Here is a 26,382-nt window from a genome sequence, read left to right as displayed (position 1 = left end):
GGAGATCGCCGTGAAGCATCGTTGGACCTCAAACTTGTTTGTCGCTGCTCGCGTATTGGCGCTCTCCGCAGCTCTTGGAGCGTTTGCGTCGTGCCGTCCGTTCGTCCCGGCAACACCTCCAGGGTTTGTCGAATTGGAAGATCGGTACGCTTGGAACGAGTACCGAGCGACCACGGCCGATGGTGTGGTCATCGGCATTCGCGCCTTCAAGAACGAACCGAAAGGCGAGCGAGCGTTCTGGGTACGCGCGATCGAAAATCGGATGCGTGACGTCGGAGCTTATGCACTCATCGAAAAGCGCGACGTGAAAAATCGCGGTGGTTTGACCGGAACGGAGATGGTGTTTGGCCATGATGAAGGGGACGAACCCTATCTCTATCGATTGACGGTATTCGTTACCGACGATCGCGTGTTCATCGTGGAAGCCGGCGGATCGAAGCCTCAGATGGAACGGCAAGCGCAGCAGATCGATTGGTCGATCAAGAACTTCTTGCAGCGATGATTTCTCGGCGGTAGGGCGCTCGCGACGACATCGTACGTCGATGAACGATTGCGCGACTCGTTATGGCTGTCGCGCTTTGCCAAACCGGTTTGGTCATTTCGTGGTAAGCGTGGAGTGCTGCATCGGATGGTGGTCGTCGCTACATGAAGCGAGGGCGATCTCGAGTGCCGTTTGCTTGGCTTTCCGTCGAGGTTCTAGTAGCCTTGCGGAAGCGAGTTATCGACGACCATGCCCCCTGTTCAATCCCCTTTTTTGCCCGGTGACGTTGTAGCCGGCAAGTACCGCGTCGAGCGACAACTCGGCGCGGGAGGGATGGGTGTCGTACTTGCAGCGACGCATCTGGATCTGCTCGAACCGCGTGCGCTCAAGTTTCTTTCGGACGCGGCGCTCGAAGACGCCGAGTCGGTGGAGCGGTTTTTGCGCGAGGCTCGGGCTGCGTCGCGCCTCAAGAGCGAGCATGTGACGCACGTGTACGATGTCGGGCGTTTGCCGACGGGTATTCCGTTCATGGTGATGGAGTATCTCGAGGGGACCGACCTTGGAGGGATGCTCAAGACGACCGGTCGAATATCCACTGACGTTGCAGTCGATTACATGCTGCAGGCGATGGAGGGGCTGGCCGAAGCGCATGCGATGGGAATCGTGCACCGGGATTTGAAGCCGGCGAATTTGTTTTTGACATATCGCCCGGATGGTACGCATTGCGTGAAAGTGCTCGATTTTGGCATTTCAAAGATCAAGTCCGGGGAAGACATCGACGTCACGAAGACGCATGCGGTATTGGGATCGCCCCATTACATGTCGCCCGAACAAATGGAATCGAGTCGCGACGTCGACGTACGTAGCGATATTTGGTCACTGGGAATCATTTTGTATCAGCTCACGACGGGCGAGCTTCCTTTCAAGGGTAAAACGATGACCGAAGTCGTGGCGGTCGTATTTTCCAAGCCGCCGATACCACCGACGAAACTCGTGGAAGGGTATCCTCCCGAGCTGGAAAGCATCATTTTGGCTTGTTTGAAGCACGATGTGAATGCAAGGCCGCAAAACGTGGGTGAATTGGCAACGGCTCTTGCTCCCTTTGGTGGGCCTTCGGCATCGCACGTGGTCGAACGCATTTGGAGGCTTCTTCAAGCGCCCGTGGGGCTTCGTTTGTCCGCGTCGAATCCGGCGATCGCTTCGCAATTCGAGAATTTGCAGGCGACGCGAACACCACTTCCTGGCGCCGTGCCGATGGAGCAACGAACACCGCTTCCGAGTGGGCGTTCGACACCGTCTCCGGTCGCATCGTCGCCGCCTGCAGGGATACCTGTTGCGTCGGGTTTTTCCGAGCGCATGAACGACGTGACCCTTCAGCAGCCGGGTTCCGTCACGGGGGCTTGGGGCGGTACGGCTTCGGGGACGAAGCGCCGGCGCATTCCTGCGGCCGCCATTTTGCTTGCTTGCGGCGCGATGCTTCTCGGCGTGGCCGTTGCCATTGCAATCGTCATGCGTGAACCTCCAAGGCCCGCCGAACCGCCCGTATCGTCCGTCATTGCAATGGCATCGACGCCGCCGTCGCCGCCGGTAGAATCCGTGCCGGATGCTTCAGCCGCGCCGGAAGCGCCTGCATCCGCGGCGCCGAGCGCCGTCGTGACGGCATCGGCAACGGCATCGACGCCCACTCGTCGTTTACCTGTGCGAAAAACCGCGCCTGCGCCCACTTCTGATCCATTCGGGATGGACCGTAAATGAATCGGCATCACCCCAGAAGACCGATATCATTGCTCCTCGCGACGGCGATTTCATTTTCCGGTTCGTTCGTTCATGCGTCCGACGCATCTCGGGAAAAGGCTGCGCAGGAATTTTTCGTGGATGCAATGAAAATGATGTCCGCGAAACGTTATGCGGACGCCTGTGAAAAGTTTGCCCGATCGCTCGAATTGGATCCCGGCATGGGGACTCAATTTCGTCTTGCCGAATGTTATGAAAAGCTCGGGCGGCTGGCGAGCGCATACGAACAATATTTGGCCGTCGCCGATGCCGCAAAAGAAGCGCAGAAAAAGGATCGCGAGCTCGTGGCGCGCAAACGTGCCGACGCGCTCGAACCGCGTGTTGCGAGGTTGACGATCGTCATTGGCGCGGCGCTTGTCGATGTGCCAGGGCTGGAAGTCGTGCGGGATGGGGCCGTGGTTCCCAAGGAGCTATGGGGAACGCCCATTTACATCGATCCAGGTGATCACGTCGTAACCATCAAGGCCACGGGGCGATTGCCGCTCGAAAGCAAACTGTGGGCGGAAGGTGCGGCTCGTCTCGTCGTGAACATCACGTCGCTCGAAAAACCGCCTCCTCCGGCCGCGCCTCCACGCAGCAAAGTGCCTGCGATTGCAATGGGCGCGGGTGGGGGACTCGGCATCATTTTGGGCGCGACGTTTCTGGGAATTCGTGCCGCCAAGATTTCCGAAGCCGAAGGGTTGCGGGATACCATTCAAGCGGCTGGTGGGCATTGCCGACCCGACAGGCCTGCCGAGTATGCCGGCAATTGCGATGCGCTTTCGTCGGCCACGTCCACGGGCGATGCGCTCGGCACGTCGTCCATCATCAGTTTCGTCGTCGGCGCCGGTGCGCTTGGAGCCATGGGAGCGTACTTGCTCTGGCCTCAGCCGACGGTTCAGCAATCGGGCAGCGTAAAACTCCGGTGGTTTCCGACCGTTACGCCAGGACAAACTGGTTTGACGGTTTCGGGGACGTTTTAGGTGCATCATGCGAATGTCGTCAGTCGCCATGGCCGTGGCTTCCGCTTCGATGCTCGGGTTTTTCCTGTGGGCATCCGGATGCTCCAATCTCTCCGATGATTGTCAGCTCAATTTGAATTGCCCTGCGGTCGTCGTCGAAAAACCAAATTGCAGCAAGGTCATTTTTCCTGGCGACTGCGACGCATGCATTCAAACGTCGTGTTGTGCTGAAATGGCGGCGTGTCTTGCGAGCGATGATTGCCTCGAGTATTGCACTTTGAACGTGCTGCCCAGCCCGGACCAGTGCACGTCGATCGATGGTGATTTGAGGAACCGATTCGAAGCATCGACCCAATGCATCAAGACGAAATGTGCCGACAAGTGTGTTCTACCCGATAAGTGTAATCCGGTCACGCACAATGGGTGCCCGAACGACGGATCGTCGTGTGACATTGCGTATCCGGGTTATTTTGCGTGTTATTCGCCCGTGGGTATGCCGGCAGCCTTGTGTCAACCGTGCAATTTTCACGTACAACCTTATTGTGGCTCCGGCTTGCGTTGTCATCCGGCCACGAATAGATGTGGCAAATATTGCTGCAATGACAGCGATTGCGGCACGGGTCGTTGCGAGCTCAATCAGATGCTGGCGCTCGGCACCGACCTTCCCGCGGGCAATGCGGTGGGCATTTGCGTGAACATGGATCCCATGATCCCCGGGCCCTCGTGCGATGAGGCCGCCATGACGATGTCCGGCGGGTCTTGTTTCGCCGGGTATCCGGGTATGTGACGGATCAATTCAAGAGGCTGTCGAGAAGGCGCCCAGGGACGCGTTTTCCCGTCATTGGGGTGGCGTTTTACTCGACCGGTGCAAGTCATCCAAAAATCGCATGATCATCGCTTCATTGACGTGATCCATGACGACCGCTTTCCACCATCGAGGCTCGTCGTACCTATCCGGAACGAGCATGTAATGATTAGCCACATCGATCGGCATGCTGGATGTTGCAATGGCGACGATGTTCATCGCTGGATCGCGGAAATACGTTGCACCGAGTCGATCGAGGCCCTCGCAAAGTTTGTCCGTGCGCATGACGAGATCCTGCAAGAATTCCTTGCCCCCGGCCGACCCATACGATTGCAGAATCATCCACAAGGCCACCGCATTGGCTCCCGAGCGGCTTCCGCAAAGCGTGTAATCTTTGCCGTGCACGTACCGAGCTTGCTCCGTGCATATGAATTCGACGAGCCCCTTGCGAGCCAAAAAGATGCCGGTGCCATACGGAGCTTGCAGCATCTTGTGCCCATCCATCGTGATTGAATCCACCTTTGGATGTCGGAAGTCGAGGCGATTGTGCGCTGCCGTGAAGGGATAAATGAATCCCCCGAATGCGGCGTCGACGTGAATGCGGTAGTCGATGCGCACGTCGTCCAGCACCTGCGTGACGGCATCGATGTCATCAATGCTGCCAAAAAGAGTGGTGCCCATGGTGAGCACCAGAAACAGGCGCTTCACGCCACGGTCCTTGGCCATGAGCGCGACTTCGCGAAGCGCGCCTCGATGCATTTGCCTCGTCCGCTCGTCGACCGGTATGGCGAACGCTGCGAGGCCGAGCAAATCACAAGCCTTGGGAATCGAATAGTGTGCATCTTCGGAATGGATCACGGCGACGTCGACGAGCCCTTCGCGCCGGGCCCTATTTCGCTGAACCCATAGCCCCTCGATGTTGCACTCCGTGCCTCCGCCGCAGACGTGACCATCATATGCCGCATCCTGCGCGCCCATGATTTCTTCCGCGCAGATCCGAATCAAGTCGACCTCGATGCGTTGCGTTCCAGCGAATGCCACTTCGGCTTGCGTCAGCGTGTGACATCCGATGTGATTCGGGTTTTCCCGCACGCAGCTCAGATAGGGTAGCTCGCGCAAGGAGGGTGCATCGGGGAAAACTTCGCGATCCAAATAGGAACCCGGGAAGCCGATGACATCCTCGCGGCAATAACTCAGGTTCGAGGAGAGCGCGTCGAAGACCGCACGATCGATTTGGTCTTTCGTCATTTTCGCCCAGAACATGCACGATCATTGATCCATTTCGGCTGCATTGTCGAGCGAAACATTTTCGTTTCGTGCGGAAGAAGTTGCGCTTCACCCGCGGCTCATTCCTCCTCGGCCCTCATTCGCAACCTTGCGAAAAGTTTTCGGTAGCCTTCGTGATCCAGCACGTGAGGCATCGTATCTTCAGCCTGTGAAAACATCGCCGAAATGGACCGATCGGTGCTCGCCGACAACATGCGGTCGGCGATGTAAAAGAGCACTTCGTTCTCTTTTTCGATGTGCAAGCGGAGCAGATCGATGTAATCGAAGGCGTCCCCGGCAGGTAGTTCGGGCAAGCCGTCGATCATTCGCTGGAGAAGCTTCCGGCCCTTTTCGTGTTCGTGCAGCATGACTCCAATGGGACCCTGCGACGGCATTCCAGCGGCTTCGAGGGCAGGGAAGAGTGCATTTTCTTCCTTGTGGTGGTGATATTCGTCGGCGAATTCGCGGAAAAACATCAAGAGCTGGCGCGTGTCGTCGACCGGTACGGCCCTTCCTGCCTGCACGCAATCGGCAACGGCATACAGGGCGACGAGCCCCTCGAGAATCAATTCGTGATCGCGTTTGAGCCATTCCGTTGCATTCATGGTTCGTCTCCTTGTCGAGTGCCCATGTCGTGGCATCAATACTCGACGCTGCGGTTTCCTTCATCGACGTCGGTGGTTGCGGACGCATGTGCGCGCCCTCGTCGCTGTTCGTGCCGAAATGCTCCCAGTAGCGCCGCTCCAATGGCGCCTGCATAAATGGCATCTGGATGGGTTTTTACTTCGATTCGCTGCGCTCCGGGCCGTTTTACCTTCGAATCGGAAGCGAGAACATCGTTGAGTGCGCCGAGCATACCCGCGTCATGCGCCAGCCCGCCCGTGAGCGCTACGATTCCGCGAGCTCCAATGGCGCGGAGAAGTTGCGACAATCGTCGCGCAATGCTCACGTGAATCCCTTTCAAGATGTCGCCGGTGGGGGCTCCGCGCGCGACCAAATTGATCACGTCCGTTTCGGCTAGTACCGAACAAATACTCGACGTTTCTTCGACGGCTTTCGATGCCTGCGACAACATGCCCACGTCCTCGAGGGGCACGCCGAGATACCGGGCAATGCTTTCGAGAAATTGCCCCGTGCCGCTCGCGCATTGGCTCGTCATGCGATGATTCGTCACCTTGCCCCGCCCATCCATCGCAATGGCACGAGAATGAAGCGCGCCCAAATCCAGGACCGCGCGCGCTTCGGGAATCAAGAAAATGGCACCTCGCGCGTGCGTGGTCATGCCATAGAAATGGCCCGTGGCAAATTCGAGTGACTCGGCGTCCCCCGTCGTGCACACGTAATCGAGATCGTCGAGGCCACAATGCGCCGCGCTACATGCTTCCTGAAAGCTCGCCGAAATCACGTCGCCCACGTTGCGCCTGCGAATACGCTGGTGCACGAGCGCTTCCATGACGCCGTCGTCGCCTGCATTGCTGCGAGCAATGGCTACTTTCACGGAGCTCGTGCCCACGTCGATTCCAGCCGTCCGATGCGTGCCATCATTCATGACGCTATTCCTTTCTCCTGGGCGAGCATGAGCCGGGCTCGCCCTGCTTGGAGGTCGTCGAGCGCAAACAAGGCCGCTCCGAGCGCGCCCATGTAAATAGAATCGGGATGCGTGTGAATGACGATGTCCGAACCATAATGCTCCGCCACGAGCTCGCCGAGCACTTTGGTCGCCATCGGGTTTTTGCAGACGCCCCCCGTGAAGGTGAATTCATTGCGAATTCCACCCGACCTTGCAATGAGGGACATGGCGCGGGTCAAAATGGATCGGTGTAGCGCCGCGAGAATGTCTTCGCGCCGCTGTCCGAGCGAAAGACGCTCGCGCAATTCCGCGCCGGCAAAAACGGTGCACGTGGAATTGATCTTCACGACCTTGGTCGATTGAAGCGCCAGCGGCCCAAGCTCGTGCAGGCCGATGTTGAGCTCGTCGGCGATGTACCCGAGGTATCGACCGCAACCTGCGGCGCAGCGGTCGTTCATTTGAAACGCCGTGACCATGCCGGAATCGTCGACTTGCAGCGCCTTGGTGTCTTGGCCACCGATGTCGAGCACGGAACGAGTGCCGGGAAAAACCCGATGCGCGCCGCGCCCGTGGCATAGAATTTCGCTCCGCACCGCTTCCTTGGGGAATGGCAACGTTTGCCGACCATACCCCGTTCCAACGTACGAGCATTCTTCGATGGGCACGGTTGCGACGCGATCGACGATGGCTTTGATTTCATCGCGCACGTCGCTCCGTACGGAATCGGTAATGACATCGGGCAGTGCCCGATCGAGCGCCCGCGAAAGCAGTGTTGCGAATTCGACGTTCATGAGCCACGTTTCGACGTCGAATATCGCCCGATCGAAAAGCGCCACGATGCGCTCGAAAACGACTTGGCCCTCGCGCGCCCGCCGTTCGGCGCCTGCCATGAAAGCAGCTCCCGCGAGATCCCGAAAAAAGTCACTTTTGCGTCGAGCTCCCGGAACGAAGAGCTGCGGGGCGTCTCGAATGCATTCCGCAAGGATGTCTCGCGCCGGTGCTTCCGTTTCGGATCGATGGCGACCATATTGATCACCTGCCAGGAGCAGCTCCATGACGCGACCGAGTTGTTCGAGTTGAGCGAGGTACACCTCGAGGCGAAAACATGCAGCGAGCCGCTCGAGAAGCGTTTGCGTTTCGACGCTGCCCATACGCTGGTCGCTCTCGAATGCGCGCTCGAGCATGGTGAAACGCGCTGCTGTCAGCGCTTCGTCGCGTGCGACGGACGAAGCGACCGCGTAATTGCTGCGGCTGTTCGTAATGCCTTGGCCGAGCACGCTGCCGCGCTCGTCGAGAAGCACGGCCTTGGTGGTGGTCGAGCCTAGATCGATGCCAACGACGCATTTCATTGCGCGCCCTTCCTTTTCTTCCCCTCGAGCATTTGAAAATAGCTCTGAAGACGATTGTCGATGTTGGCTTTGCCGAAATAACGCGGATCGACGAGGTCCGATTCGACGAACCCTCCTGGAACGCCCGTGCGTTTTTCGAGCTCCCGCAAGACCAGAAGCTGTCCGACGCTGAACGAATTGCACGACTTGACGCTGTTGATCAAGAACCCATCCGCGTCGTAACGCTTGATGTATTGCTCGATCAAATCGATGCGGCTCGGTAGATTCATGTTCGTGTAACAGCCGAGGCAATAATCGGCGAGTGTTTCCAAGGGACGGCGCGAATCGTGACGAAACCCGAGGTCGTAAAGCCCGCCGACGCGTGTGTACGTGCTCGCGACGACGGTCGCTCCTTCGCGCGAAAACATTCGCCAAAAGTCGTAGAAGTGCGTCCAATTCGGGGGACCTTCGACGACGATACGAAACTTCTCGTTCGTCGTCGGGCCGTCCGGCGTCGTGGGCCCTTCGCCCGTAGCCATTCGCGCCGTCACTTCTTCCCGAAGCTCCCGATAATAGTGCACGGCATCCTCGGTACCGCGAAATGCGGAGAAGATTGGCCCGATGTAATAGACGCCCCCGAAATATCCGTCTATCGGTGACGGCCTATGGCGAGCCGATTCCCAGACGGCCACGAGATCGTCTTCGGCTTTGGCCGACAATGCCAAACGCTTTTCCAATTCTTGCATGTCGAGCTTCTTTCCCGCCACTTGCTCCATGGCCGGAATCACGACTTGCTCGAGCTGGTCCACGATGTACCGACGCATTTCATCGGTAATCATACCGTCGGCCTGATAAGGCACGTGCAGCATCACGACCGGGCAGTTGTATTCCTGCTTCAGAAGCTCGAACCATTTCATGAAGGTGAAGCAGCCCGTGTACGAAAGCAGCAGCAAATCGGGCGGAGGTAGTCGCGTACCCGTCGGACTGACGTTGCCGCTCTTCAGCATACCAATGTCGCACTTCACGTAGGTGCAGACGTCTTCGGAATGCCCAGCTTTCTCTGCTTCGGCAATGTATTCGGCGGACTTCTTGCGCATGCCCGATTGAAGCGCATTGATTTCCGGCAGCACGGGCAACATCCCGAGCGCGTCGATGAGCTCGGTCAGGTTCCCAGGGACGAACGTATAGACGACTTTTTTGCCCGTCTCTTTGGCATGTTCGAGTTTGTCGAAGTGATCGGCAATCATGCGTTTCTGGCGCGCTTGGCTCCGATCCTTGGAAACGTCCGTGGCGGCGATTGCCATAGGGGTCGTCGTTGTCATACGTTTGCTCCCCATAATTTCACGGCATCCGAAAAAGCGCCCGCTTGTTCGCGAATGACCTGAAATTGTCCAGTATTTTCGGCAAACTTGAAACTCGTGAAGGGAATGTTTTGCTGCCTGAGCGCAGCTTCGAGCATGGGTTGGTCGAGAAGCGCAGGATCGCAAAACGATGCCGCCGCAAAGATGACTCCATCAGCGGGCAATCGACGCACACGCCGAGCGAGGTCGGCGCCTTTGATTTCATCCGCAATGTACCGTGAGGCCGTTGGGCGCCCCTGTTCGATGTATGCGCGAGCAAGCGCGTCCACGGGATCCTCGCCATCCCGAACCTCGATCGCGGATTCGATCATTCGCCAACCGAGCTGGAAATCGTCGTCGACGATATCGCATCCGGCTTTTTCGAGCGAGCGGATGAGGGCGAGCGGGGGCTGCTCACAGAATGAACCGCAAAGCACGACACGTACGTTGTCGAAATGGCGCACGTGGCGCTGCTTCGCGGCCGTCACGAATTCGTCCAGCAAATCAGCGTGTGCACGCGCCGTAAGGGCGGCTCCTGCCCGCACGACCGTGTACGCTTCGGATGCCCGCACCCGTGATGGGTCTTCTCGTCGTAATGCGTCCAATTCTGTAATGAGCTCTCGGCGGCGATTTTCGTCTGCAATGGCCAGCAGAAGTGCCTCCGCTTGCAACGGCTTTGCACCCTTTTTTTCCAGCTCACGCGCAATGCGACGAAGCTCTCCCGCGTAAAACCGACCCCCAATTGCGGAATCGAAGTTCTGCGGAAGATCGAGATAAATGCTCAATCGATCCGGGAACAGCAGTTTCCACATGCCTCCCAGGTTCCGGATGACGTCGCATATCGACGGAAACACCATCGCATCGACCGATTCGAGACGCCCCGACAATCCGAGCTCGATGGTGCTGCGTGGAATGTGGCAGATGTACGATTGAAAGTACGAGTCGCCACGAATGATGTCGAGTTGGTCGCCGGCACCGAAAATCGCGACGGGCAGGCACCCGAGCGCCTCGAAAAGCGGGCGCGGCGCATAGATGGGCATGTGTCCCACGACGAGCGCGGTCGGATTCGCCTCCTTGAAAGCACGAACACTCCGCATCTCCAGATCGTCGGCGAGCACTTCGGCGCGCGCCAAGACCTCCGCAGCAGGATCCAATCGTTCGCGAATCATATCGGACGTGTCTCCTTTCGTCGAATGGGTGAAGGCAATGCTGCAGCATCGAGCTTTCCCGACGTCGTGGGGATGCACGCGGATTCGTTCAATCCCGCCAAACCCCTCATGGCCATCGTGTGAATCGTTCGTGCCACATCGCTTGCGCTTCCATGCATATGCGGATCGTACCACGCGTAGACCCAGTTCATCATGCCAAACACGTTATATGTCGCACGGTCGATTTCGCCGCCACGTCGTTCACCTCGCTCCGCAAGGATCGTAGCCACGATGGCTCGCGCCCGACCGAAGTAGTCATCCTTGAGCTTGCGGACGGTCGGGCGATGTTTGGGTGCGAGGCGGCCGGCTTCGTGCACGAGCACGTGCATGACGGCCGTGTGCTGAATGAAGTAGGCGACGTGAGTGGCAATGAACGTATAGAGTTTTTCCTCGCTTTCCGTGGCCTTTTGCAATTCTGCGTCGACCGCCGACAAAAGCGCCGAAAACGATCGCGCATGCAGCGCAAAAAGCAGATCCTCCTTCGAATCGAAATAGTTGTAGAAGTTGGCGAGCGACATGCCCGTCGACTGAGCAAGAACACGCATGGACATCCCGTGAAACCCATGTTCCGCAATCGCCGCTGCGGCGGCTTCCAGGATTTGCTCGCTGGCTTGCTCCCGGCGACGCATTCGGGCGCTCATGCGTGCCTCCAAACCGGCTTGCGCTGCTGCATGAATGCCGCGATTCCTTCGTGACCGTCGTGCGTTGCGCAGAGCTCGTCGATGTACATTCGTTCGGCGATGTCGAGCGGCGCGCCGATTCTGTCTGCGATTCCTCCCGCTTGGCGCGAAACCCGCACCGCGTGGCGCAGTGAGCTGGCCGAAAGCGACGCCAGCGTCGATCGATACCAGGCAAGAACATCGCTTCGACCATTGCCATCGCTTTCGCCCACGATGGACGTCACGAATCCCAAACGCACCGCTTCGGTCACGTCCATTTCAGCGCCCGTGAGCAAGAGCCTTTCCACCACAATTTGCGGCAACCGCGCGGGTCCGAGAGCTGCAAGCACCGGGGGAAACACGCCCAGCTTGATTTCGGGGCACGCAAATCGAGCGCTCTGGGTGGCAAATACGAAATGGCACGCGAGCACCAGTTCGAATGCTCCACCGAGGCATCGACCGCGTACCAGTGCCGCAACTGGCACGGGATAGAGCGCGACTTGGCGAATGAGCGCATGAAATGCGGGGAGCATCGTGCCAATGCGATCCTGCGTATGCTCCTCGATCGCCGCACCGAACGAAAAGTGCGCATCACCGCCCTCGAGCAGCACCATACGCAAGGTCTGTTTGCCCATGTGAGCGTCGAGTGCTGCGCGAATTTCGTCCATCATCGCCATGTCGACGATGTTGCCCTTGCCGCCGGAAAGCCCAATGCTTAGAATCCCTGCGTCCTCGTCGAGCTCCACGGTGATGCGTCGATGGTTCGTCATGGCAAAACCTCGTTCAACCGGCGTGCTGTTTTTCGAATTCCGCGCGCGCTGCATTCGGCAAGACGGAAAGGATGAGCTCACGATCGAACGGCGCTCCTTCGGCGAGCTTCTGACGCAATTTGACGAAATCGATTTCCCTCGCGCCGCGTTCGCCATATTGAAACGCAGGGAATCCCGCCGCGGCTTCGGTATTCATGTTGAGCGCCAACCAGGAACGATTGGCTTCGCTGTTGGCCATCCAATGCGCAAGCTTCTTCTTTCGAAGGCTTTGTAGCGTTTTGCGCGTGCAGTCGGGGAAGGTCGAAACGAGCTTCGTCACGTAGGAATCGACGAGTTTGTCGAGCAGCGATAGATCGATTTCGCACTTGGCGGCAAGCGCCTTCGCATTCGCTTGTTCGGCCCCCGTTTTCCATTCACCATAAACGCGACGTCCGAATTCGTCGTACGTTCGATCGGTAACCACGAACGGATTCGCAATGAACCGCCCTTCGTTTTTGTAGACCGGCGCAATGTCGTTCAGGACGCCCAAATCGAGCGCCTTGTGGGCGGACCACGGTTCACACAAAACGAGCGACTCCGCGGCCTTCGCATAGCCCACATAAAGGTCGAGGAAATCCGTGGACCCACCATCCGGCGCAGAACCGTGCACGGGGCCGGCTTGGCCAAACCGCGCGTGGTCCCCGGCAACGCTGAAATCGCACGCCATTCCAATTTCTTGTCCGCCGCCGATGCGCAGTCCATTCACGCGACAGATGACGGGTTTGTCGCAGAGCATGATGTTCGTCACCATGTCATTGAAGAGCCGCATGTATTGGAGGTATTCGAGCGGCCGCTGCGCGTAATAGTTCGCGTATTCTTCCGTATTCCCGCCACTGCAAAACGCGCGATTGCCCATCGCGGTGAACACCACGGCCACCGCACGACGATCCGCGCTCGCGCGCTGAAACGCGATGATCACATCCTTGACGGCCTCCGTCGTATACGAATTGAGTTGCGCTTCATTGTCCAAAATAATCCAAACTTGATGCAACCCCTCGATGACGGAACCATCCTGCCGCTTGACAGGACGGGCTTCGTAACGAATGTGCCTGATCACGTGATCGGGAACGATTTCATGATTTTTTAGGGCGATCATGGAGTACTCCTTTGGTCATGTGTTCGAGGCCGCGGACGAAACTCGCGGGTCCAACACCATCCGTTTGGTCAGCGTATGAGCGGCCATTGCATCGAGCAGCGAATTCACGGCGGAGAGTGGAGCGAATTCGACGAATGGATCGAGGACGATTCGCCCGTCGAATATCATGCGAAGCACTTCGGGATAGAGCTCCGGAGGACAACCCCACGATCCATGCACCGATGCGTCGAATGCCATGAGATTGGCAAGACGAACGTTGATGGTATCCATCGTATATCCCACGACGACCATCGTTGCAGCTCGCGCGAGAAGGGCGTAGGCCAATTCTTGACCTCGCGCGACACCACTGCATTCGAAAATGCGATATGCATGCGTCGGGATGCCCCAACTGCGCGCCATTCCGTGCAGCTCTTTGCGTATGTCCTTCGGACCTTTGCCATTCACATCGACGACTTCGTCCGCACCATGACGGGCAATCAATGCTAGCCGATGCGCATCGACGTCGCATGCAATGACGCGCGCCCCGAGCGCATGAGCTATCTGCACGACATATCCACCGACTCCCCCCGTACCCACGACGAATGCAACGTCTCCGGCGCCGAGCCCTGCTCGCCGAATTGCTTGATACGCCGTCGATACGGCATCGGCCACCACGCCGAACATTCGAACATCCACGCCCTCTGGAGCGCTGGGCACCACCACGAGGGCATTCGAAGGAACCCGAATATGCGACGCAAAGCCCCCGTGAATGTCATTGCCAGGCATCTTCTGCGCATTGCATGCATTACCGCGCCCCATTTTGCAAAGCGCACATTGACCGCAAGGCATGACCGCCGGCACGATCACGACCTGCCCCTCGAGCCATTGATCGCCAGAGCGAGTCACCGTGCCTACAACTTCATGGCCGAGCACCAAGGGCAGGGCATGGTTCGGCGCCACCGTCCCAGACGCATACGCAAAGTCTGTGTGACACATCCCACACGCTAAGACTTCCACGATCGCTTCGCCTGGACCTGGGTCCGGCAGAGCCAAATCCGCCTCGCGAAGCGGCTGCCCCGGGCGTTCGAGAAACCAAGCCCGCGCCGTCGTGTTCATGCGCCGTCCCTCCAGTCGGAGAAAATGAACGAACGTTCGTTCGTTGTTTGGATGATGCTTGAGGGTATTGGGTACAAAGTCAAGGGGGTCATCTGCTTTTTATGCCGTTTCTTTGGAAGCTGTTTTCAACTGTGCGACGAGAAAACTCACGTATCGTTTGGTTAGCTCTGCGGGCCGTCTAGAGCGTCAATAAAAAGGCAATGAGGTCTTCGAGCTCGTCCGGGGTCAATTGCGATGTCGTGCCATGCGTATCGGGCATTCCGAACGTCTCGTTGTAGCCAGTTTCTCCCGGCAGAAGCGCAGGATGCCCCGGTGTCGCGAGTGCTTCGCGCAAATTGTTGGCCCTCCCGTCGTGATAAAAGCGTTGCGCCCGATCCCAAATGCCTCGAAGTTGCGGCACGCCGAATCGAACACCTCCAGCATCTTGCTCGGCATCGGGAAATGTCTGCAAAAAGCCCGGAATTACATTGTCGGCGTTTTCCCCGGCATCGTTCTTTCGGGGTGTGATGACGGGGGGAAATCGGATCGGTAGCCGAGATGGATTGAAATCGGCTGTAATCGTTGTGAGCGGCAGCGGATGGCACGTATTGCACCCCGTGACGGGCGACTCGTAAAGCACGCGACCGCGTTTTGCTGCAGCCGATGGTTCGCGCGCATTCGGGTTGGGCAAAAAACGAGGTCGCACGAGCAAAAACAGGCCGAGAGCTCGCGTCACGCCACCGAAATCGAGAGAAATGCCATCTTTTGCACCGTCGAGATTTTCTTGAAACAAGACGTCCCCTATGGTCTTGTCGCGCCCGAACAGCATCTTGGCTCCCTCTTTGAAGTGTTGATTCCGTGTCGAATGCGGACTGCCGTAATTGCGCTGCGCGCATTCAGGAGGTGGATCGTCCTTGCAATGGAGCACGTGGTTGCAGCCGGGTTTGCCCGAATCATTGGAGCATTCCGACAGGGAAGGATAGGCGGACCAAATGAGTGGATCGAGCGCTTCGCAGCAGAAGTTTTCCTTGCGGGCGAATTCATTGATGACGGGAAAAAAGTTCGTGTCCGTCATGGCGCTTTCCATGAACCACGGACGCGTATCCGCTGCCCCGCGGTATGCCATCACCATGCGCGTTCCCCACACGATGTCCTGTTGCAATGGCATTGCAATGGGGCGAGCCACGCTGCCGCCTTCGCGATGACAATGGACACAGGTCTGATCGCCGTCGACCGTGAGAGGTGCGGTCACGAAATTGACGGCTTCGCCCATTTCAGCGTCCGTGGCGGGAAAAGGAGGTTCGTCGAGCGATCCGACGGCAATTCTTCGCTCCGAGCCCGGACCCGATTCCAAATCCAGCACCGTGATGCCTTCACCCAATCGCTCGCTCACGTACGCACGCGTGCCGCCAGGAGAAAGCACGATGTCGAATGGATTCATTCCAGTGCGAAATAGCGCCCCGCCCGTTTGTCGCGGAATGAGCTCGCCACCGGGGCCCACGTCGAAGCTTTGAACTTCGTTCGAGCCGGAATACACGACAAACAACCGATCGTCGTGAAATGCAAGCCGTTCGGGCAATGCGCCGGCGACGATCCATCGAGCTTTGGGCGGTAGATACGCGAGCCTCGAAGCGGGCCACGTGTCGGGAGCGGGCAGCGCCGCTCCTTTGGCAGGATCGTCCGGATCGACATCGCGAAAATCGCGGCAGCATATGGTATCCGACGTATATTCGCGCAAGAGATTGCCGTCCCTGTCGAGCACCGCTATCTCGTTTTGAACGTCCTGGAACATCACGTTTGCAGTTCCATCGCCGGGCATACCATCTTCGTCCGTATCGTACCCCGAATCAGGCGGATGGTGCGTACCTCGCCCGATGTGTGGTACGAAGACGAATGCTTCCGTCGCCAATACATCGGCGGGCGGAGATCCGATCGTCACTCGGCGAATTTCCCGATGGATCGTCACGTCGATGATCGATAGCGACAATGCCGTGGGACTCACGACGTATAGCCGCAATCCATCCGGGGAAAACGAAAGCGATCGAGGGTTGTCACCGACGGCAATGCCCATCGGGGCCTCCGGGGGCTTTGCCGAATAATCGTCCCCCACGACGCGAAATCGGTCGCTCACATCGATATCCCAATGCAAGACGCTGTCTTTCCACCGATTGGCCAAATAAGCTTCGGAACCATCAGGAGCGAATTTGATGTCCACCGTATGAAAAGGAACCGGCACTTCGGCGACCACGTCGTCCTTTTGCGTATCGATGATCGAAACGAAATTGGAGAATCGATTGACGACGGCAAGAAATCGCCCCAATGGATGAAGCGCCATCGCCGTGGGGCTCGAGCCGACTTCGATTCGGCGAACCACTCGTTCGTTCGAGGTATCGACGATGGCCACGTGCTTGCCTGGTTCGTCCTCGACGCCTTGCAGGGCTACGTAAAGTTTGTCACCACTTGGCAAAATGGCCAATGCGAGCGGATGATCTCTGCGGGGTTGGGGCGACCAAAGGACATCACCTGGACCGAATGGATTGGGGCCGGGATCGAGAGAAATTCTTTGGAATTCGCTATCGACCGGACCACATCCGGCGATTCCCCAAATACCAAAGGCAACAATTGCAATCGGGGAGCAGATATTCAGAGCCCAGCGTCGGCGCATGGTCCACCTCCGTCCGGAAACAATGTGCCCCCTTCTGTCAAATCGTCACAAGTTCCGCCATCGCCGAGCCGCAATGACAATGTCTGTTTGCCCGTGCAATTTCCGGCCGTTGCGGTGGCGTCGAGACGCGGGTGCTCGTCGAGCAGTTCCGTCATGGGAATGTCATTGAAGAATATTTGCACGTTTTCAGCCAATCGGGCACCCGTCGGTAGAGAAGTCATGAATGCGATGCGATCCTGAACGATGGGCGAATGGTCCTGAAACGTGACGTGGAAGCGAAAGGACACGAATTCGGCATCGGTTCCGGTGATTCGGGCAGCGCCTTCGATGAAACGAAACCCTTGGAAACCAAGTACGACATCGACCATCTGGTCGTCTTGAAAAGGTAAAAAGCTTTCGTCCGCAACCTGACCCATTTCGAGTCCGATGAAACAGGGCGCGCCGGCGTCTGGCTCGTCTTTGCCACCATTGGGACGCTCGGGCGGTGCCGTGCAGCCAGCGAGCGACCAAAAGCCAAGAGCAAGAAGGCATTTTTTCATGGGTCGAACTCCGCCGCGACGCCAAACGACACGATGGTGGCGTATCGTTCGGAAAGCGGTGCAAAATTGAAGAATCGTTGAGCGTAAAACTCGAACATGCACGTTGCGCGTAGGTCTGAAATGGGGCCGATACGTCCGAAGCTTGCGTCGATGCGCGGGCCGCCGAGGAACGAAAATCCGGACGAAAGCATTTTGTCGGCGTCACGGAATTTGGGCAATGCGTCGTCGCGCAGCTCGTATCGGTAAGCGTGAAACGTGGCCGAGCTCTGCCCGTAGATGCGGCCGCGCAATCCCAATAAGATGCGCGAACCAAATAACGATCGTTGAACTTCGAATTCGTTCGTGAAACTCGCGATTCCCCACGTGTCGGCATACAGACGCAACCTCGCGCTACCAAACCAATGGGAACCAAATGCCCGCCGAAGGCCCGCCGCAATGGCGTGACGAGTGCGTTCCGTGGGCACCGATTCTGGTACCCCTCCAATGGCATAGTTCGATCCCGGATGATAAATGGGCACGTAACGATAAGGACTCGATTGAAAACCGTCATGAAATTGCAATTCGTAGACGACGTCGCCAACCATGCGGCGGCTGAACACCCAACCAAGGCCCACGGTGAGGGAATGGCTGTTGAGCTTTTGCCACGTGTCCTGCGCATCGCCGCGCCGGCCGATTCGATCGGCGCTGAACCGGTAACCAACCTGCGTCGTGAGCCGGCGATCCCACCATTCTCGTTCGGCGGAAAGGGCGACGCCGTGCGAAACGTAGTCGGGCTCGAAACTGGGCGTATATTGAGCCGCCACGACCGTTGCTGCGGCGGGGCGGAACGTCGCGCCCGCGCTGAATCCATGGCGCTCTTCCTGGTAACCGCGAGGCGACGCAGCGGTGACCAAATCGACGCTCGCCGCAGTAATGACATCGGCCTCGTAACTCGCGTCCATCGTGAGCCAATCGCGCAAAGGGACGCGCGCCGACGCTTGCGGAGAAATCACGGTCAAATGGTCGCTCGACGAAAAAAATGACACCCACGTCGCGCCGCGACCCTCTGCTACAGCGGGCGCCGTCCAAAGCATCATTGCGGCGAATGCGCCAATCACTTGCAGCCGCATCCACCACCTCGTTCCCCTGATGCACCCTGTGATGCCTCACGCGCGCCGAGCATGTGATTACGTGCCCGCGTCTCTTCGGGCCGCGTATCCGACCGCATGGCGGGATGTGAAAGCAGACCTCGTTCCCACGCGCGAACGGGCTCGCATGCGCTTGTGAATGGCAAGAGTGCGAACAACGACCACGCCCAACCGCGGTTTGTCATGGTACGTCTCCTGGGTGATGCCCATCGGTTATCCATTCGAGGATTCTTCGGTAATCATGATCGTCTTCGGAATCGAATACCGCACCTCCTCCATGATATCGCCGCGTCGCAAGCGGTTTGGCAATCAGCAGCGCATCGATCGGTCGATCCGCTTCGGTCGAAAAGAGCACGCATGCCTGGTAATTGTGGTCGATTTCCGCGGGCCAAAGCGGTTCGTCGAGGAACCTGCGCGAAACGTCTCCGCGAAAACGCAAGGGCGCATAAATCGAAAGGGGTCGTTCCGGCCTCCCATGACAACTTGGATTCGCACATCGTTCGGCGAGAATGGGCTGTACATCCGAGACAAACCTGTCCCGATCGAGCCATCGCAATGGAACCGTGCCATCGTCGGGCGTGCCGCATCCGCATCCGAGAGCTGCTGCCGCAATGACGTGCGCGATTCTCATGGCGGGGCTCCTCGATAAACTGCGCCGAGATCAATCCAGCGCGTCAGGACGAGCCGTTCATTTTCATCGAGCGGTGGATCGCCTTTGCATGCGCCGTCCACGTTTCGCGGAGCGTCCAATTCGCGGCCCAAAAGTCGCTCCACCAAATAGCTCGATCGGGCGCTCGAACCAATGTCGTCCACGTATTTTCTGCCATTGCCCGACCCGACACCCGGCGCGACGAGAGCCTCGTACGCCGTGTCGAATTTCGCGGTGGCGTGGGCTTCCAGGTCGAGCCCTCCAGCGGCCGCAGGGCCTTGATGACATCCCTTTACGCACGATCGCTGGATGAGCGGCAATACGTCGGCACGAAAATCAATGACGATGGGGTTGGCGCCGACGGGCATTGGTGCGCGGGGTCTTCGAGGGTCGAGCGCGTCGTGCGTCGCGAGTGTCATCGACGCTTGCGTAATCGTGTCGGGTATCGGTCCGCCCGCATCTTGCGGGAGTCCCGAAAGCGATCCATGACAGGTCGCGCATAGCGTCGGATACAGGGCAGGGGACACGCCTCCCGGAAAGGTTTGGCCGGGTGCAACATCGATCCACCGCCGGTGTTGCGTGCCTATCGCCAAACCGTGGGCATCGAGCGTCTGCACACGAAATGGCGTGGCCGCCGGAACTTCCAGGTACAACGAACCACCAAGAAGCGGCAGTTCAGCGAGAATGCGGCTTCGCCCATGCATGCTTGCCGAAATGGGTCCGTGTGCCAAATCGTCAGGCGTCGTTGGTATCGATTCGATAAGACGAACGGCGACGAGGTCGTTGCGTAATGTTTTTGCGCCGACCGGCGATACATTTCGCATGATTGCTTCGAGCGTCTCGACGTGACGATACGCGAGCTTGCCGGTTGAAAGCGTTGGATCCCAAGCGGGCTCGTGCGACGGGTCGTCCTCGAGCGGTCGGGCGACGAGCGGTTCGGCATCGTATTCGGAAATGCCAGGCTCGTCTGCGACGACGTCGACCGCCGTAATGCGTGGACCACCAAGCGTACGGTCTTCCGTGAGCGTCAGCAAAAAAAGTCCGAAATCGGGCTCTGTCGAAGGATCCAATGGATCGAAGGGAGGTTTTGCGAGAGTCACCAAGAGGCGCCCATCCGGCATGGGCACGGGATGCCGCGCGGCTGAAAAGGTAACGCCGCTGGGATTGAACGGAAAGGTGAGCGGGACGAAAGCATGACGAAACCCCCCGACGGATGCCGAGTGTGCGTCGCTTTGCGACAATTCGGGACCGATCTGACGGTCGAAGATTGCGATCGTGCCTGCTTGCCAAACTGAATCGAATTTCACGAGCGCCGTGGAAAAACGGCCGTCCGGCATCGCTCGCATGCCTAGAATCAAGTCGCGCGTTGCAGTCAAACCGTGGTGCACGTGCAATTCAGGGTCACCGTGATGAACTTTGTTGTGATCGAGCGGCATGCGGAAAACGACGGACCGATCCCCCTCGGGCGTCGCGCGCACCACCGTGAACGCCAGCGTTCCATAAGATTTACCCACGCCGAAAAACGAAGGCGTCAATTCCGGAGCAGGATCATGTGTCAATCGTTCGAGTGCGCGGGTTTCTGGGTCGACGGCCCAGATTTCCGTATCGAGCCGCGCGTGGTGCTCTGCTAGTTGCCCAGCGCGTGTCGATACGAAATAAATTCGACCATCGGGCCCATACGTTGGTTGCACGTGTGATTCCCGGCCGCCACCGGGGTGTTTCGGCGCCGATTCCGTGAGCTTGCGAAAGCCCGATCCGTCGCGACGAATCTCGTACAACTCATGTGTCGATTGCACACTTTTTCGCATTGCAAATACGATTCGATTGCCGTCGTGCCCCACCGCCGGATCCCGAACATCCGCTGGGCCCTCGGGATGCGCCAAAGCCGTGATGTTGCGCGCTGCCGAAGGCGGACTTCCCGCGTCGAGAATGAACAGGTCGGAACCGGGGACGAATACGTCGTGATCGAGCGGCGAGCTATTGCCCACGGGGCCTCGTACGAATACGATTCCGTGCAGAGCGGGCATTTCTCCTAGCGTCGCAGCTCGCTCGGCCTCGGCCCACGAAGCAATGGCGTCGACATCGTCGTCTTTCCGTAGATCACCCGGTTTGCCTTGATTGAAAAAGATATCATTCCCACCGCGATGCACGATGCCTCCTTGTTCCGGAGGGATCGCTTTGCGTATGAGGCGTGACAGGAGGGGATCGCCGCCGAGGAACAAATGCATGCGCGCGGATGCATAATTGTGAAGAATGCTTTCTCGCGAAAAAACGGGCTCACCATCGATGATGAGAGGCAAATCGAAAGCCGTAAATGGTGCTACCGGTCCATGGCAAGCCAATGTCGAACATTGACGGGCCGCGAGCCGAGGTAAAACATTGCGAGCAAAAAGCTGCTGCGTCTCGGTCAAATCTTCGACGCGCCCTCCTTCGCCTCCTTCGTCCTCCATTTCAATCCAATGCTTGATCGCGTCATACGCTGGATCTTCTCGTTGGCGAAAAATGACGCCCCCGGCGTGGAACGTTCCTCCCGCTTCCATTGCCAGTGGCTTTCGCAAGAGCGACGAGAACTCGGGCTTTTCGATCGTGTTGATGCGGCTTTTCGAGATGGCATACGCTTGATCGACGTCGGCGATGCGTCCGAGCGCGTCGATTCGTACATTGAAATGTTGCCATTCGATGATCTCACCGTTTTTTTCGGCATCGGGGCCGACGCCATGACAAACACCCGATGTGCAACGTCCTTCGAGCACGGGCACGACATCGGATTCGAAACGATCACGACCCGATGGAGGCGTACACGCACTCACGGCAGAAAGGGCAAGAAGGATGAGACCCCAATGAATGCAACGCATCCTGTTGCTCGACTGCAGCAAGAATCGCGCCCTCGGCTTCGGGATCGGTCAAACCTGCAAGCATTGGATGTATTTGCATTCATATGCATGAATGGAGATGCAAAACCTGCGCGAATCGCGCGGGGGCCCGCGATCAAATTGCGCCCGACGAATGCGATCACGCTGGGCGATTCTCGAGCGCCGAACACAAAGCGAAAACATTGCGGTTACCTCAATCGTCGCTGTTTTTCTCGACACATCATTGTACAAACGTGGTGCAAATCTGTTGTATAAATTTCTAATAAATGTGCACGGCCAGTGCAAAAATGTTCTTGCACTCCGAGTGCAGATAGGTAGAATCGCTGCCGTGGAGCGCGAAGCTCGAACGGATGTGGATGGGCGTCATGAGCGCGCGGAGCGGACGCGTGACGCCATCGTTACGGCGTTGCTCGCGTTGCTCGCGGAGGGGGACCTCAGGCCGTCGGCGGAGCGCGTGGCGAAGCGTGCGGGCGTATCGCGGCGAGCTTTATTCCATCATTTCTCGGATCTGGAGGAGCTGCTCACACGCGCTTCGATGCGGCGACTGGAGCAGCTTGCGGCGAGATTACCGACGGCGCCGACGGAAGGACCTTTCGAGGATCGCGCGCGGACATTCGTGAGCGCGGTGGGGCATTTCCACGATCAGGTCAGCCACGTGCGTCGAGCGGCGCTGCTTGCTTCGTATGATTCGAAAGTGGTTGCGGAACGCATGGACATGGCGTTGCGTCGTCATCGCGAATTGACGAGCGCCGCATTCGCAGAAGAAATCGCGAATGCGCCCGAGCATGTTCGCGATGGGCTTTTGCGTGGTTTGGCTGCGGCCACGAGCTTTGCGACATGGGACGAATTACGACGCAATCAGGGGCTTGCCACGGACGAAGCGATACGCGTGGTGATGCGGTTCGTCGAGGGGCTCGTTTCCGACGTGCGCCGTAAGATTTGACGACTTCAAACGAAACTGGCGGTTGACTTACGAAGAGGACGAACATGAGCACGTGCAAAATCAATAGCGGAATCGTTTTCGTATCGATGGCTTCCTCCGTTCTTGGACTCCTTGGGTGCTCGGGTCAAACGACGAGCGGGAGCCTGCCCGAGCCCACGTATTACCGTGACATTGCGCCGCTCGTCGAGGCGAAATGCAACAATTGCCACGTGGAAGGAGGCATTGCGCCTTTTGCGCTCGAGAACTACGACCATTTGAAAGCCTTGGCGCCCGCCGTCCGAGCGTCGGTGGTCATGAAAACGATGCCGCCTTGGCCGGCGTCGAACGAATGTGCCGATTATCTTGGCAATCGTTCGCTCACGGATGAACAAATCGATAGGCTGGTCCAGTGGATCGACAATGGAATGTCAGAGGGTGATCCATCCGATGCACCCGTGAAGGTCGATAGCAATGCGCTCAAACTTTCGCGCGTGGACCTCGAATTGCCGATGCCCGTGGCGTACACGCCGAAGGTGTCTCCGGACGAGTATCGCTGTTTCTTCATCGATTGGCCCGAGCAGGAAACGAAATACGTGACCGGATTCGGGGTCAAGCCTGGCCACGCGCCCGTCGTGCATCACGTCATTGCATATTTGGCGCGCCCAGACACGCTCGAGGCTTTCGAGGCGCTCGAAGCGGAAGACGCCGAGCCGGGTTGGACTTGTTATGGTGGCCCTGGAGGGAATGCGGCTGGGACGAGCTGGGTGGGCGGCTGGGCGCCGGGTGCATTGGGATCCGACTTTCCGCAAGGCACGGGCATTGAAATACCGGCCGGTTCGAAGCTGGTCGTTCAATTGCATTACAACACGAGCACTGCGGCGCCGATGCCGGATCAAACGGCATTGCTCCTCAAGGTAGACAAGACGGTCGAAAAAAAGGCGGCAACGATTCCGTTCACGAACATAAAGTGGGTGCAAGACCATACGATGGACATCCCGCCACACACGAACGACGTCACGCATGCTTATGCCGCAGATCCAACCAAATGGATGACGTTCATGACGGGCGGTACGATTGCCTCGAATGTACCGTTGACCATTTATTCGGCCAGCGCGCACATGCATACATTTGGCAAGAGCATTGGCCTCGAGATCCAGCGTTCCACTGGCGAAACGGAATGCATGGTGGACATCCCGCAATGGAATTTCCACTGGCAGGGTCAATATGGATTCTCTCAGCCGAAGCTTTTCGATCCGGGTGACGCGATCTCGATGAAGTGCATCTATGACAACACCACGTCGAGCGAGGTCAATTGGGGCGAAGGCACGGGCGACGAAATGTGTCTCGGCGTGTACTACGTGACCGAGTAGTTCTTCCTCGACGCCACGGCTTGCTTGCCGTCCTACACTTTGCTAGTCCGCCTCGGGTGCGACGATTCGTCCCCCACGTGTTTGTCCTGTCCACCTTCGCCGCAGCGCCGGCGTTGGCTCATAGTCCCGGAGCTGGTGCCCCGCCGGTCGAAGTTCCGCCGCCTCCAGCCGGTGATGGCTTGACGGCGCATGGAATCGTGAAGGACGTCGAGGCCAAAGCGACCGATCCGCGGACGAAAAAGCTCGTCGAATCGTCCCTCGAACATGCCAAGAAGTCGCTCGAAAGAGCGCATGGAGCGCGAGCTTCGGGCGACGCCGTCCACGCTCGAATGCTCGATGGCTTGGCGCTCGAGTGGGCTGAAACGGCGCGTGATCTCTTGCGAGCGGCAGCCGCGGAACAAGCTGCCGCTTCCGCAGCGGACAAGGCGCGTGAAGCTTCCGTGCGGGCCGAACGCGCGCGTGCGCTGCTCGAGGAAACGCAGGCGCGTCGGGGTCGTGCCGATGCGGAGCTCGAAAAAGCGCTCGCGGCCGAGCGTGAGGCGCGTGAGGCTGCGGCAAAAACCGAAGAGACGCGCCTCTCCGTGGGCAAACCTGGAGCGGCCAAGGGTGCGCCGGCAGGTGGTAAAGACAAACCCGCGGCGAAGGCCGGCGCTGCTCCCAAGAAAGCGCCCGTGACGAACCAGAAGAAGGGGAAGTGATGAAAAGGCTCGTCACACTTGCGTTTGTCCTGTCCCTCGCGGCTTGCGCGCCGATTCCGCGACCGCCGGTTTTCGCCGAGGTCGAAGCCGTGCGGGACAACCCTGCCAACGCTGCACCTCGCGAGCTTGCGCCGACCGCGTACGCTCACGCGGACAAACTCCGCGCCGAAGCGCAGGCTGCGTTCGATGCAGGCGATGTCGCGGGCTCGCAAATTCTCGCAGAGCGCTCGCTCGCAGCCTACGCACACGCGCTCGTGCAGGCCCGCATTGCGCGCGCCGAAGCCGAAGCGAAAGACGCCGACGCAGCTCTTGCGGCATCGCAGACTGAAATTGCCACGCTCGACACCGAGCAAGCTCGCGTTGCCGCTGAAGTCACCGCGCTCGAAGCCCGGATTCGCGTGTCGCGTGATGCCCAACCCATCACGCCGTCCGGCAACGGCAGTCCCGAGCGCGAGGTTGCGCGCGTGGCTGCGGCGCGATCTCTCGCGCTGGAAGCGAAGATGCTTTGCACCGGCGCTCGCTTGCTCTTGCCCTCGATCCCCGAAGGATCGCCGCCTCCCGTAGGTGCCCCCGAACGCTCGGCGCTCGCATTGCAACTCGACGAAGCCGAGCTCGTCGTGACCAAGACGCACGAGTCTCTGGCGGCCGGAGGGCGGGCGCCGATCGATCTCGCCACGCGCGCTCGGGCCGGGTGTTTGTCCGTCCTGACCAACATGCGCCGGTCCATGACACCGGCGGCTCGAGCTCCGGGCAAAGGCGACGCGCTACTCGGCGAAATTTCCGCGACGCGGCAGTTCTCACCGTTCCGGGACGAACGCGGCGTGGTCGTCACGCTTCGCGATGTGTTCAGCCTTGACAAACTCACGCCCGCGGCAACACAGCGCATCGAAGCGCTTGGGCGGATCGCCAAGGCGCACCCAGGGTTTCCGTTGGCGGCGGTCGTGCATGTCGAAAAGGAGCCGACGGCGAAAGACGACGCGGCATCCAAGGCTCGCGCTGATGCTCTTGCCGCCGCATTTCGTTCAGCGGGAATCGCGTCGATCAACGTCGTGCAAGCGGGCGCTGCAGCCCCGGTCGTCGATCCCGCAGGCAGCGATCGCAAGCGGAATGCTCGCGTCGAGATCGTCTTCATCACGCCGGAAACATTTTAGTAGGATGTTGTCCTTCC

The 26,382-nt window shown here is 58.7% G+C and carries 24 protein-coding genes; 8 read left to right on the top strand and 16 right to left on the bottom strand.

The genetic code is table 11. From position 1 onward, the window contains the following. Positions 1–10: 10 nt before the first annotated feature. The 4 genes from IPM54_36490 to IPM54_36475 all read left to right on the top strand — a co-directional run bounded on the left by IPM54_36490 (position 11) and on the right by IPM54_36475 (position 4,003). Positions 11–502 carry a serine/threonine protein kinase gene (locus tag IPM54_36490; GenBank protein MBK9265270.1) on the top strand — a complete coding sequence of 164 codons (492 nt, stop codon included), beginning with the start codon at positions 11–13 and terminating at the stop codon, positions 500–502. 228 nt (positions 503–730) lie between these two features. Beyond that, complete coding sequence (locus tag IPM54_36485; GenBank protein MBK9265269.1) at positions 731–2,236, top strand: serine/threonine protein kinase; 1,506 nt, start codon at positions 731–733, stop codon at positions 2,234–2,236. Further along, complete coding sequence (locus IPM54_36480) at positions 2,233–3,237, top strand: hypothetical protein (GenBank protein ID MBK9265268.1); 1,005 nt, start codon at positions 2,233–2,235, stop codon at positions 3,235–3,237. Before IPM54_36485 ends, IPM54_36480 begins: the two co-directional genes overlap by 4 nt. Before the next feature lie 7 nt (positions 3,238–3,244). Then, on the top strand, positions 3,245–4,003 hold the full coding sequence (locus IPM54_36475; protein ID MBK9265267.1) for a hypothetical protein: 759 nt from the start codon (positions 3,245–3,247) through the stop codon (positions 4,001–4,003). A 51-nt stretch (positions 4,004–4,054) separates the two neighbouring features. On the opposite strand, the gene IPM54_36470 is transcribed toward IPM54_36475, so the two are convergent. The 16 genes from IPM54_36470 to IPM54_36395 form a co-directional block, all read right to left on the bottom strand. Then, positions 4,055–5,269 carry an aspartate aminotransferase family protein gene (locus IPM54_36470; protein ID MBK9265266.1) on the bottom strand — a complete coding sequence of 405 codons (1,215 nt, stop codon included), beginning with the start codon at positions 5,267–5,269 and terminating at the stop codon, positions 4,055–4,057. 98 nt (positions 5,270–5,367) lie between these two features. After that, on the bottom strand, positions 5,368–5,892 hold the full coding sequence (locus tag IPM54_36465; protein MBK9265265.1) for a hemerythrin domain-containing protein: 525 nt from the start codon (positions 5,890–5,892) through the stop codon (positions 5,368–5,370). A gap of 35 nt (positions 5,893–5,927) precedes the next feature. Further along, positions 5,928–6,836, bottom strand: coding sequence for a benzoyl-CoA reductase subunit D (locus IPM54_36460; protein ID MBK9265264.1), 909 nt, complete (start codon positions 6,834–6,836; stop codon positions 5,928–5,930). Continuing rightward, positions 6,833–8,206: a benzoyl-CoA reductase subunit A gene (locus IPM54_36455; protein MBK9265263.1), complete on the bottom strand. Its 1,374-nt coding sequence runs from the start codon at positions 8,204–8,206 to the stop codon at positions 6,833–6,835. The genes IPM54_36460 and IPM54_36455 overlap by 4 nt, the downstream gene beginning before the upstream one ends. After that, entirely contained in the window at positions 8,203–9,489 is a 1,287-nt protein-coding gene (gene bcrB, locus IPM54_36450; protein ID MBK9265262.1) for a benzoyl-CoA reductase subunit B, read from the bottom strand. Before bcrB ends, IPM54_36455 begins: the two co-directional genes overlap by 4 nt. Before the next feature lie 14 nt (positions 9,490–9,503). Beyond that, positions 9,504–10,694: a benzoyl-CoA reductase subunit C gene (gene bcrC / locus IPM54_36445; GenBank protein ID MBK9265261.1), complete on the bottom strand. Its 1,191-nt coding sequence runs from the start codon at positions 10,692–10,694 to the stop codon at positions 9,504–9,506. Next, complete coding sequence (locus IPM54_36440) at positions 10,691–11,374, bottom strand: TetR family transcriptional regulator (protein ID MBK9265260.1); 684 nt, start codon at positions 11,372–11,374, stop codon at positions 10,691–10,693. Before IPM54_36440 ends, bcrC begins: the two co-directional genes overlap by 4 nt. Beyond that, positions 11,371–12,162: an enoyl-CoA hydratase/isomerase family protein gene (locus IPM54_36435; GenBank protein ID MBK9265259.1), complete on the bottom strand. Its 792-nt coding sequence runs from the start codon at positions 12,160–12,162 to the stop codon at positions 11,371–11,373. Before IPM54_36435 ends, IPM54_36440 begins: the two co-directional genes overlap by 4 nt. 13 nt (positions 12,163–12,175) lie before the next feature. Next, the gene (oah, locus tag IPM54_36430) at positions 12,176–13,297 is read right to left on the bottom strand and encodes a 6-oxocyclohex-1-ene-1-carbonyl-CoA hydratase (protein ID MBK9265258.1); all 1,122 of its coding nucleotides are present in this window, start codon (positions 13,295–13,297) and stop codon (positions 12,176–12,178) included. A 15-nt stretch (positions 13,298–13,312) separates the two neighbouring features. Continuing rightward, positions 13,313–14,392 carry a 6-hydroxycyclohex-1-ene-1-carbonyl-CoA dehydrogenase gene (gene had, locus IPM54_36425; protein MBK9265257.1) on the bottom strand — a complete coding sequence of 360 codons (1,080 nt, stop codon included), beginning with the start codon at positions 14,390–14,392 and terminating at the stop codon, positions 13,313–13,315. Positions 14,393–14,570: 178 nt separating this feature from the next. Continuing rightward, positions 14,571–17,036, bottom strand: coding sequence for a hypothetical protein (locus IPM54_36420; GenBank protein ID MBK9265256.1), 2,466 nt, complete (start codon positions 17,034–17,036; stop codon positions 14,571–14,573). Next, a complete protein-coding gene (locus IPM54_36415; GenBank protein ID MBK9265255.1) occupies positions 17,015–17,575 on the bottom strand; it encodes a hypothetical protein in 561 nt (186 codons plus the stop codon). Before IPM54_36415 ends, IPM54_36420 begins: the two co-directional genes overlap by 22 nt. Further along, the gene (locus tag IPM54_36410) at positions 17,572–18,684 is read right to left on the bottom strand and encodes a DUF3570 domain-containing protein (GenBank protein ID MBK9265254.1); all 1,113 of its coding nucleotides are present in this window, start codon (positions 18,682–18,684) and stop codon (positions 17,572–17,574) included. The genes IPM54_36415 and IPM54_36410 overlap by 4 nt, the downstream gene beginning before the upstream one ends. Beyond that, the gene (locus IPM54_36405) at positions 18,669–18,782 is read right to left on the bottom strand and encodes a DUF4266 domain-containing protein (protein MBK9265253.1); all 114 of its coding nucleotides are present in this window, start codon (positions 18,780–18,782) and stop codon (positions 18,669–18,671) included. Before IPM54_36405 ends, IPM54_36410 begins: the two co-directional genes overlap by 16 nt. Positions 18,783–18,883: 101 nt before the next feature. Beyond that, entirely contained in the window at positions 18,884–19,333 is a 450-nt protein-coding gene (locus tag IPM54_36400) for a hypothetical protein (protein MBK9265252.1), read from the bottom strand. Next, positions 19,330–22,206 (bottom strand): PD40 domain-containing protein, encoded by a 2,877-nt coding sequence (locus IPM54_36395; GenBank protein MBK9265251.1) that lies wholly within the window; start codon positions 22,204–22,206, stop codon positions 19,330–19,332. The genes IPM54_36400 and IPM54_36395 overlap by 4 nt, the downstream gene beginning before the upstream one ends. Positions 22,207–22,357: 151 nt before the next feature. Between IPM54_36395 and IPM54_36390 the strand changes: the two genes are divergently transcribed. The 4 genes from IPM54_36390 to IPM54_36375 are packed head-to-tail and all read left to right on the top strand — an operon-like array spanning position 22,358 to position 26,365. Further along, positions 22,358–23,167, top strand: coding sequence for a TetR/AcrR family transcriptional regulator (locus IPM54_36390; protein MBK9265250.1), 810 nt, complete (start codon positions 22,358–22,360; stop codon positions 23,165–23,167). A 44-nt stretch (positions 23,168–23,211) separates the two neighbouring features. After that, the gene (locus IPM54_36385) at positions 23,212–24,516 is read left to right on the top strand and encodes a monooxygenase (GenBank protein MBK9265249.1); all 1,305 of its coding nucleotides are present in this window, start codon (positions 23,212–23,214) and stop codon (positions 24,514–24,516) included. Between the two features lie 56 nt (positions 24,517–24,572). Further along, on the top strand, positions 24,573–25,214 hold the full coding sequence (locus IPM54_36380) for a hypothetical protein (protein ID MBK9265248.1): 642 nt from the start codon (positions 24,573–24,575) through the stop codon (positions 25,212–25,214). Further along, positions 25,214–26,365 carry a hypothetical protein gene (locus IPM54_36375; protein MBK9265247.1) on the top strand — a complete coding sequence of 384 codons (1,152 nt, stop codon included), beginning with the start codon at positions 25,214–25,216 and terminating at the stop codon, positions 26,363–26,365. Before IPM54_36380 ends, IPM54_36375 begins: the two co-directional genes overlap by 1 nt. The last annotated feature ends 17 nt before the right edge of the window (positions 26,366–26,382 follow it).

The organism is Polyangiaceae bacterium (genome assembly GCA_016715885.1).
Taxonomy (GTDB): Bacteria; Myxococcota_A; Polyangia; order Polyangiales; family Polyangiaceae; genus Polyangium.
This window is presented reverse-complemented; position numbering and strand designations above follow the sequence as displayed.

Coding starts and splice junctions, on each gene's coding strand:
- IPM54_36485 (MBK9265269.1), top strand. CDS start 731: ATGCCCCCTGTTCAATCCCCTTTTTTGCCCGGTGACGTTGTAGCCGGC.
- IPM54_36480 (MBK9265268.1), top strand. CDS start 2,233: ATGAATCGGCATCACCCCAGAAGACCGATATCATTGCTCCTCGCGACG.
- IPM54_36475 (MBK9265267.1), top strand. CDS start 3,245: ATGCGAATGTCGTCAGTCGCCATGGCCGTGGCTTCCGCTTCGATGCTC.
- IPM54_36470 (MBK9265266.1), bottom strand. CDS start 5,269: ATGACGAAAGACCAAATCGATCGTGCGGTCTTCGACGCGCTCTCCTCG.
- IPM54_36465 (MBK9265265.1), bottom strand. CDS start 5,892: ATGAATGCAACGGAATGGCTCAAACGCGATCACGAATTGATTCTCGAG.
- IPM54_36460 (MBK9265264.1), bottom strand. CDS start 6,836: ATGAATGATGGCACGCATCGGACGGCTGGAATCGACGTGGGCACGAGC.
- IPM54_36455 (MBK9265263.1), bottom strand. CDS start 8,206: ATGAAATGCGTCGTTGGCATCGATCTAGGCTCGACCACCACCAAGGCC.
- bcrB (MBK9265262.1), bottom strand. CDS start 9,489: ATGGCAATCGCCGCCACGGACGTTTCCAAGGATCGGAGCCAAGCGCGC.
- bcrC (MBK9265261.1), bottom strand. CDS start 10,694: ATGATTCGCGAACGATTGGATCCTGCTGCGGAGGTCTTGGCGCGCGCC.
- IPM54_36440 (MBK9265260.1), bottom strand. CDS start 11,374: ATGAGCGCCCGAATGCGTCGCCGGGAGCAAGCCAGCGAGCAAATCCTG.
- IPM54_36435 (MBK9265259.1), bottom strand. CDS start 12,162: ATGACGAACCATCGACGCATCACCGTGGAGCTCGACGAGGACGCAGGG.
- oah (MBK9265258.1), bottom strand. CDS start 13,297: ATGATCGCCCTAAAAAATCATGAAATCGTTCCCGATCACGTGATCAGG.
- had (MBK9265257.1), bottom strand. CDS start 14,392: ATGAACACGACGGCGCGGGCTTGGTTTCTCGAACGCCCGGGGCAGCCG.
- IPM54_36420 (MBK9265256.1), bottom strand. CDS start 17,036: ATGCGCCGACGCTGGGCTCTGAATATCTGCTCCCCGATTGCAATTGTT.
- IPM54_36415 (MBK9265255.1), bottom strand. CDS start 17,575: ATGAAAAAATGCCTTCTTGCTCTTGGCTTTTGGTCGCTCGCTGGCTGC.
- IPM54_36410 (MBK9265254.1), bottom strand. CDS start 18,684: ATGCGGCTGCAAGTGATTGGCGCATTCGCCGCAATGATGCTTTGGACG.
- IPM54_36405 (MBK9265253.1), bottom strand. CDS start 18,782: ATGCGGTCGGATACGCGGCCCGAAGAGACGCGGGCACGTAATCACATG.
- IPM54_36400 (MBK9265252.1), bottom strand. CDS start 19,333: ATGAGAATCGCGCACGTCATTGCGGCAGCAGCTCTCGGATGCGGATGC.
- IPM54_36395 (MBK9265251.1), bottom strand. CDS start 22,206: ATGCGTTGCATTCATTGGGGTCTCATCCTTCTTGCCCTTTCTGCCGTG.
- IPM54_36390 (MBK9265250.1), top strand. CDS start 22,358: ATGCGATCACGCTGGGCGATTCTCGAGCGCCGAACACAAAGCGAAAAC.
- IPM54_36385 (MBK9265249.1), top strand. CDS start 23,212: ATGAGCACGTGCAAAATCAATAGCGGAATCGTTTTCGTATCGATGGCT.
- IPM54_36375 (MBK9265247.1), top strand. CDS start 25,214: ATGAAAAGGCTCGTCACACTTGCGTTTGTCCTGTCCCTCGCGGCTTGC.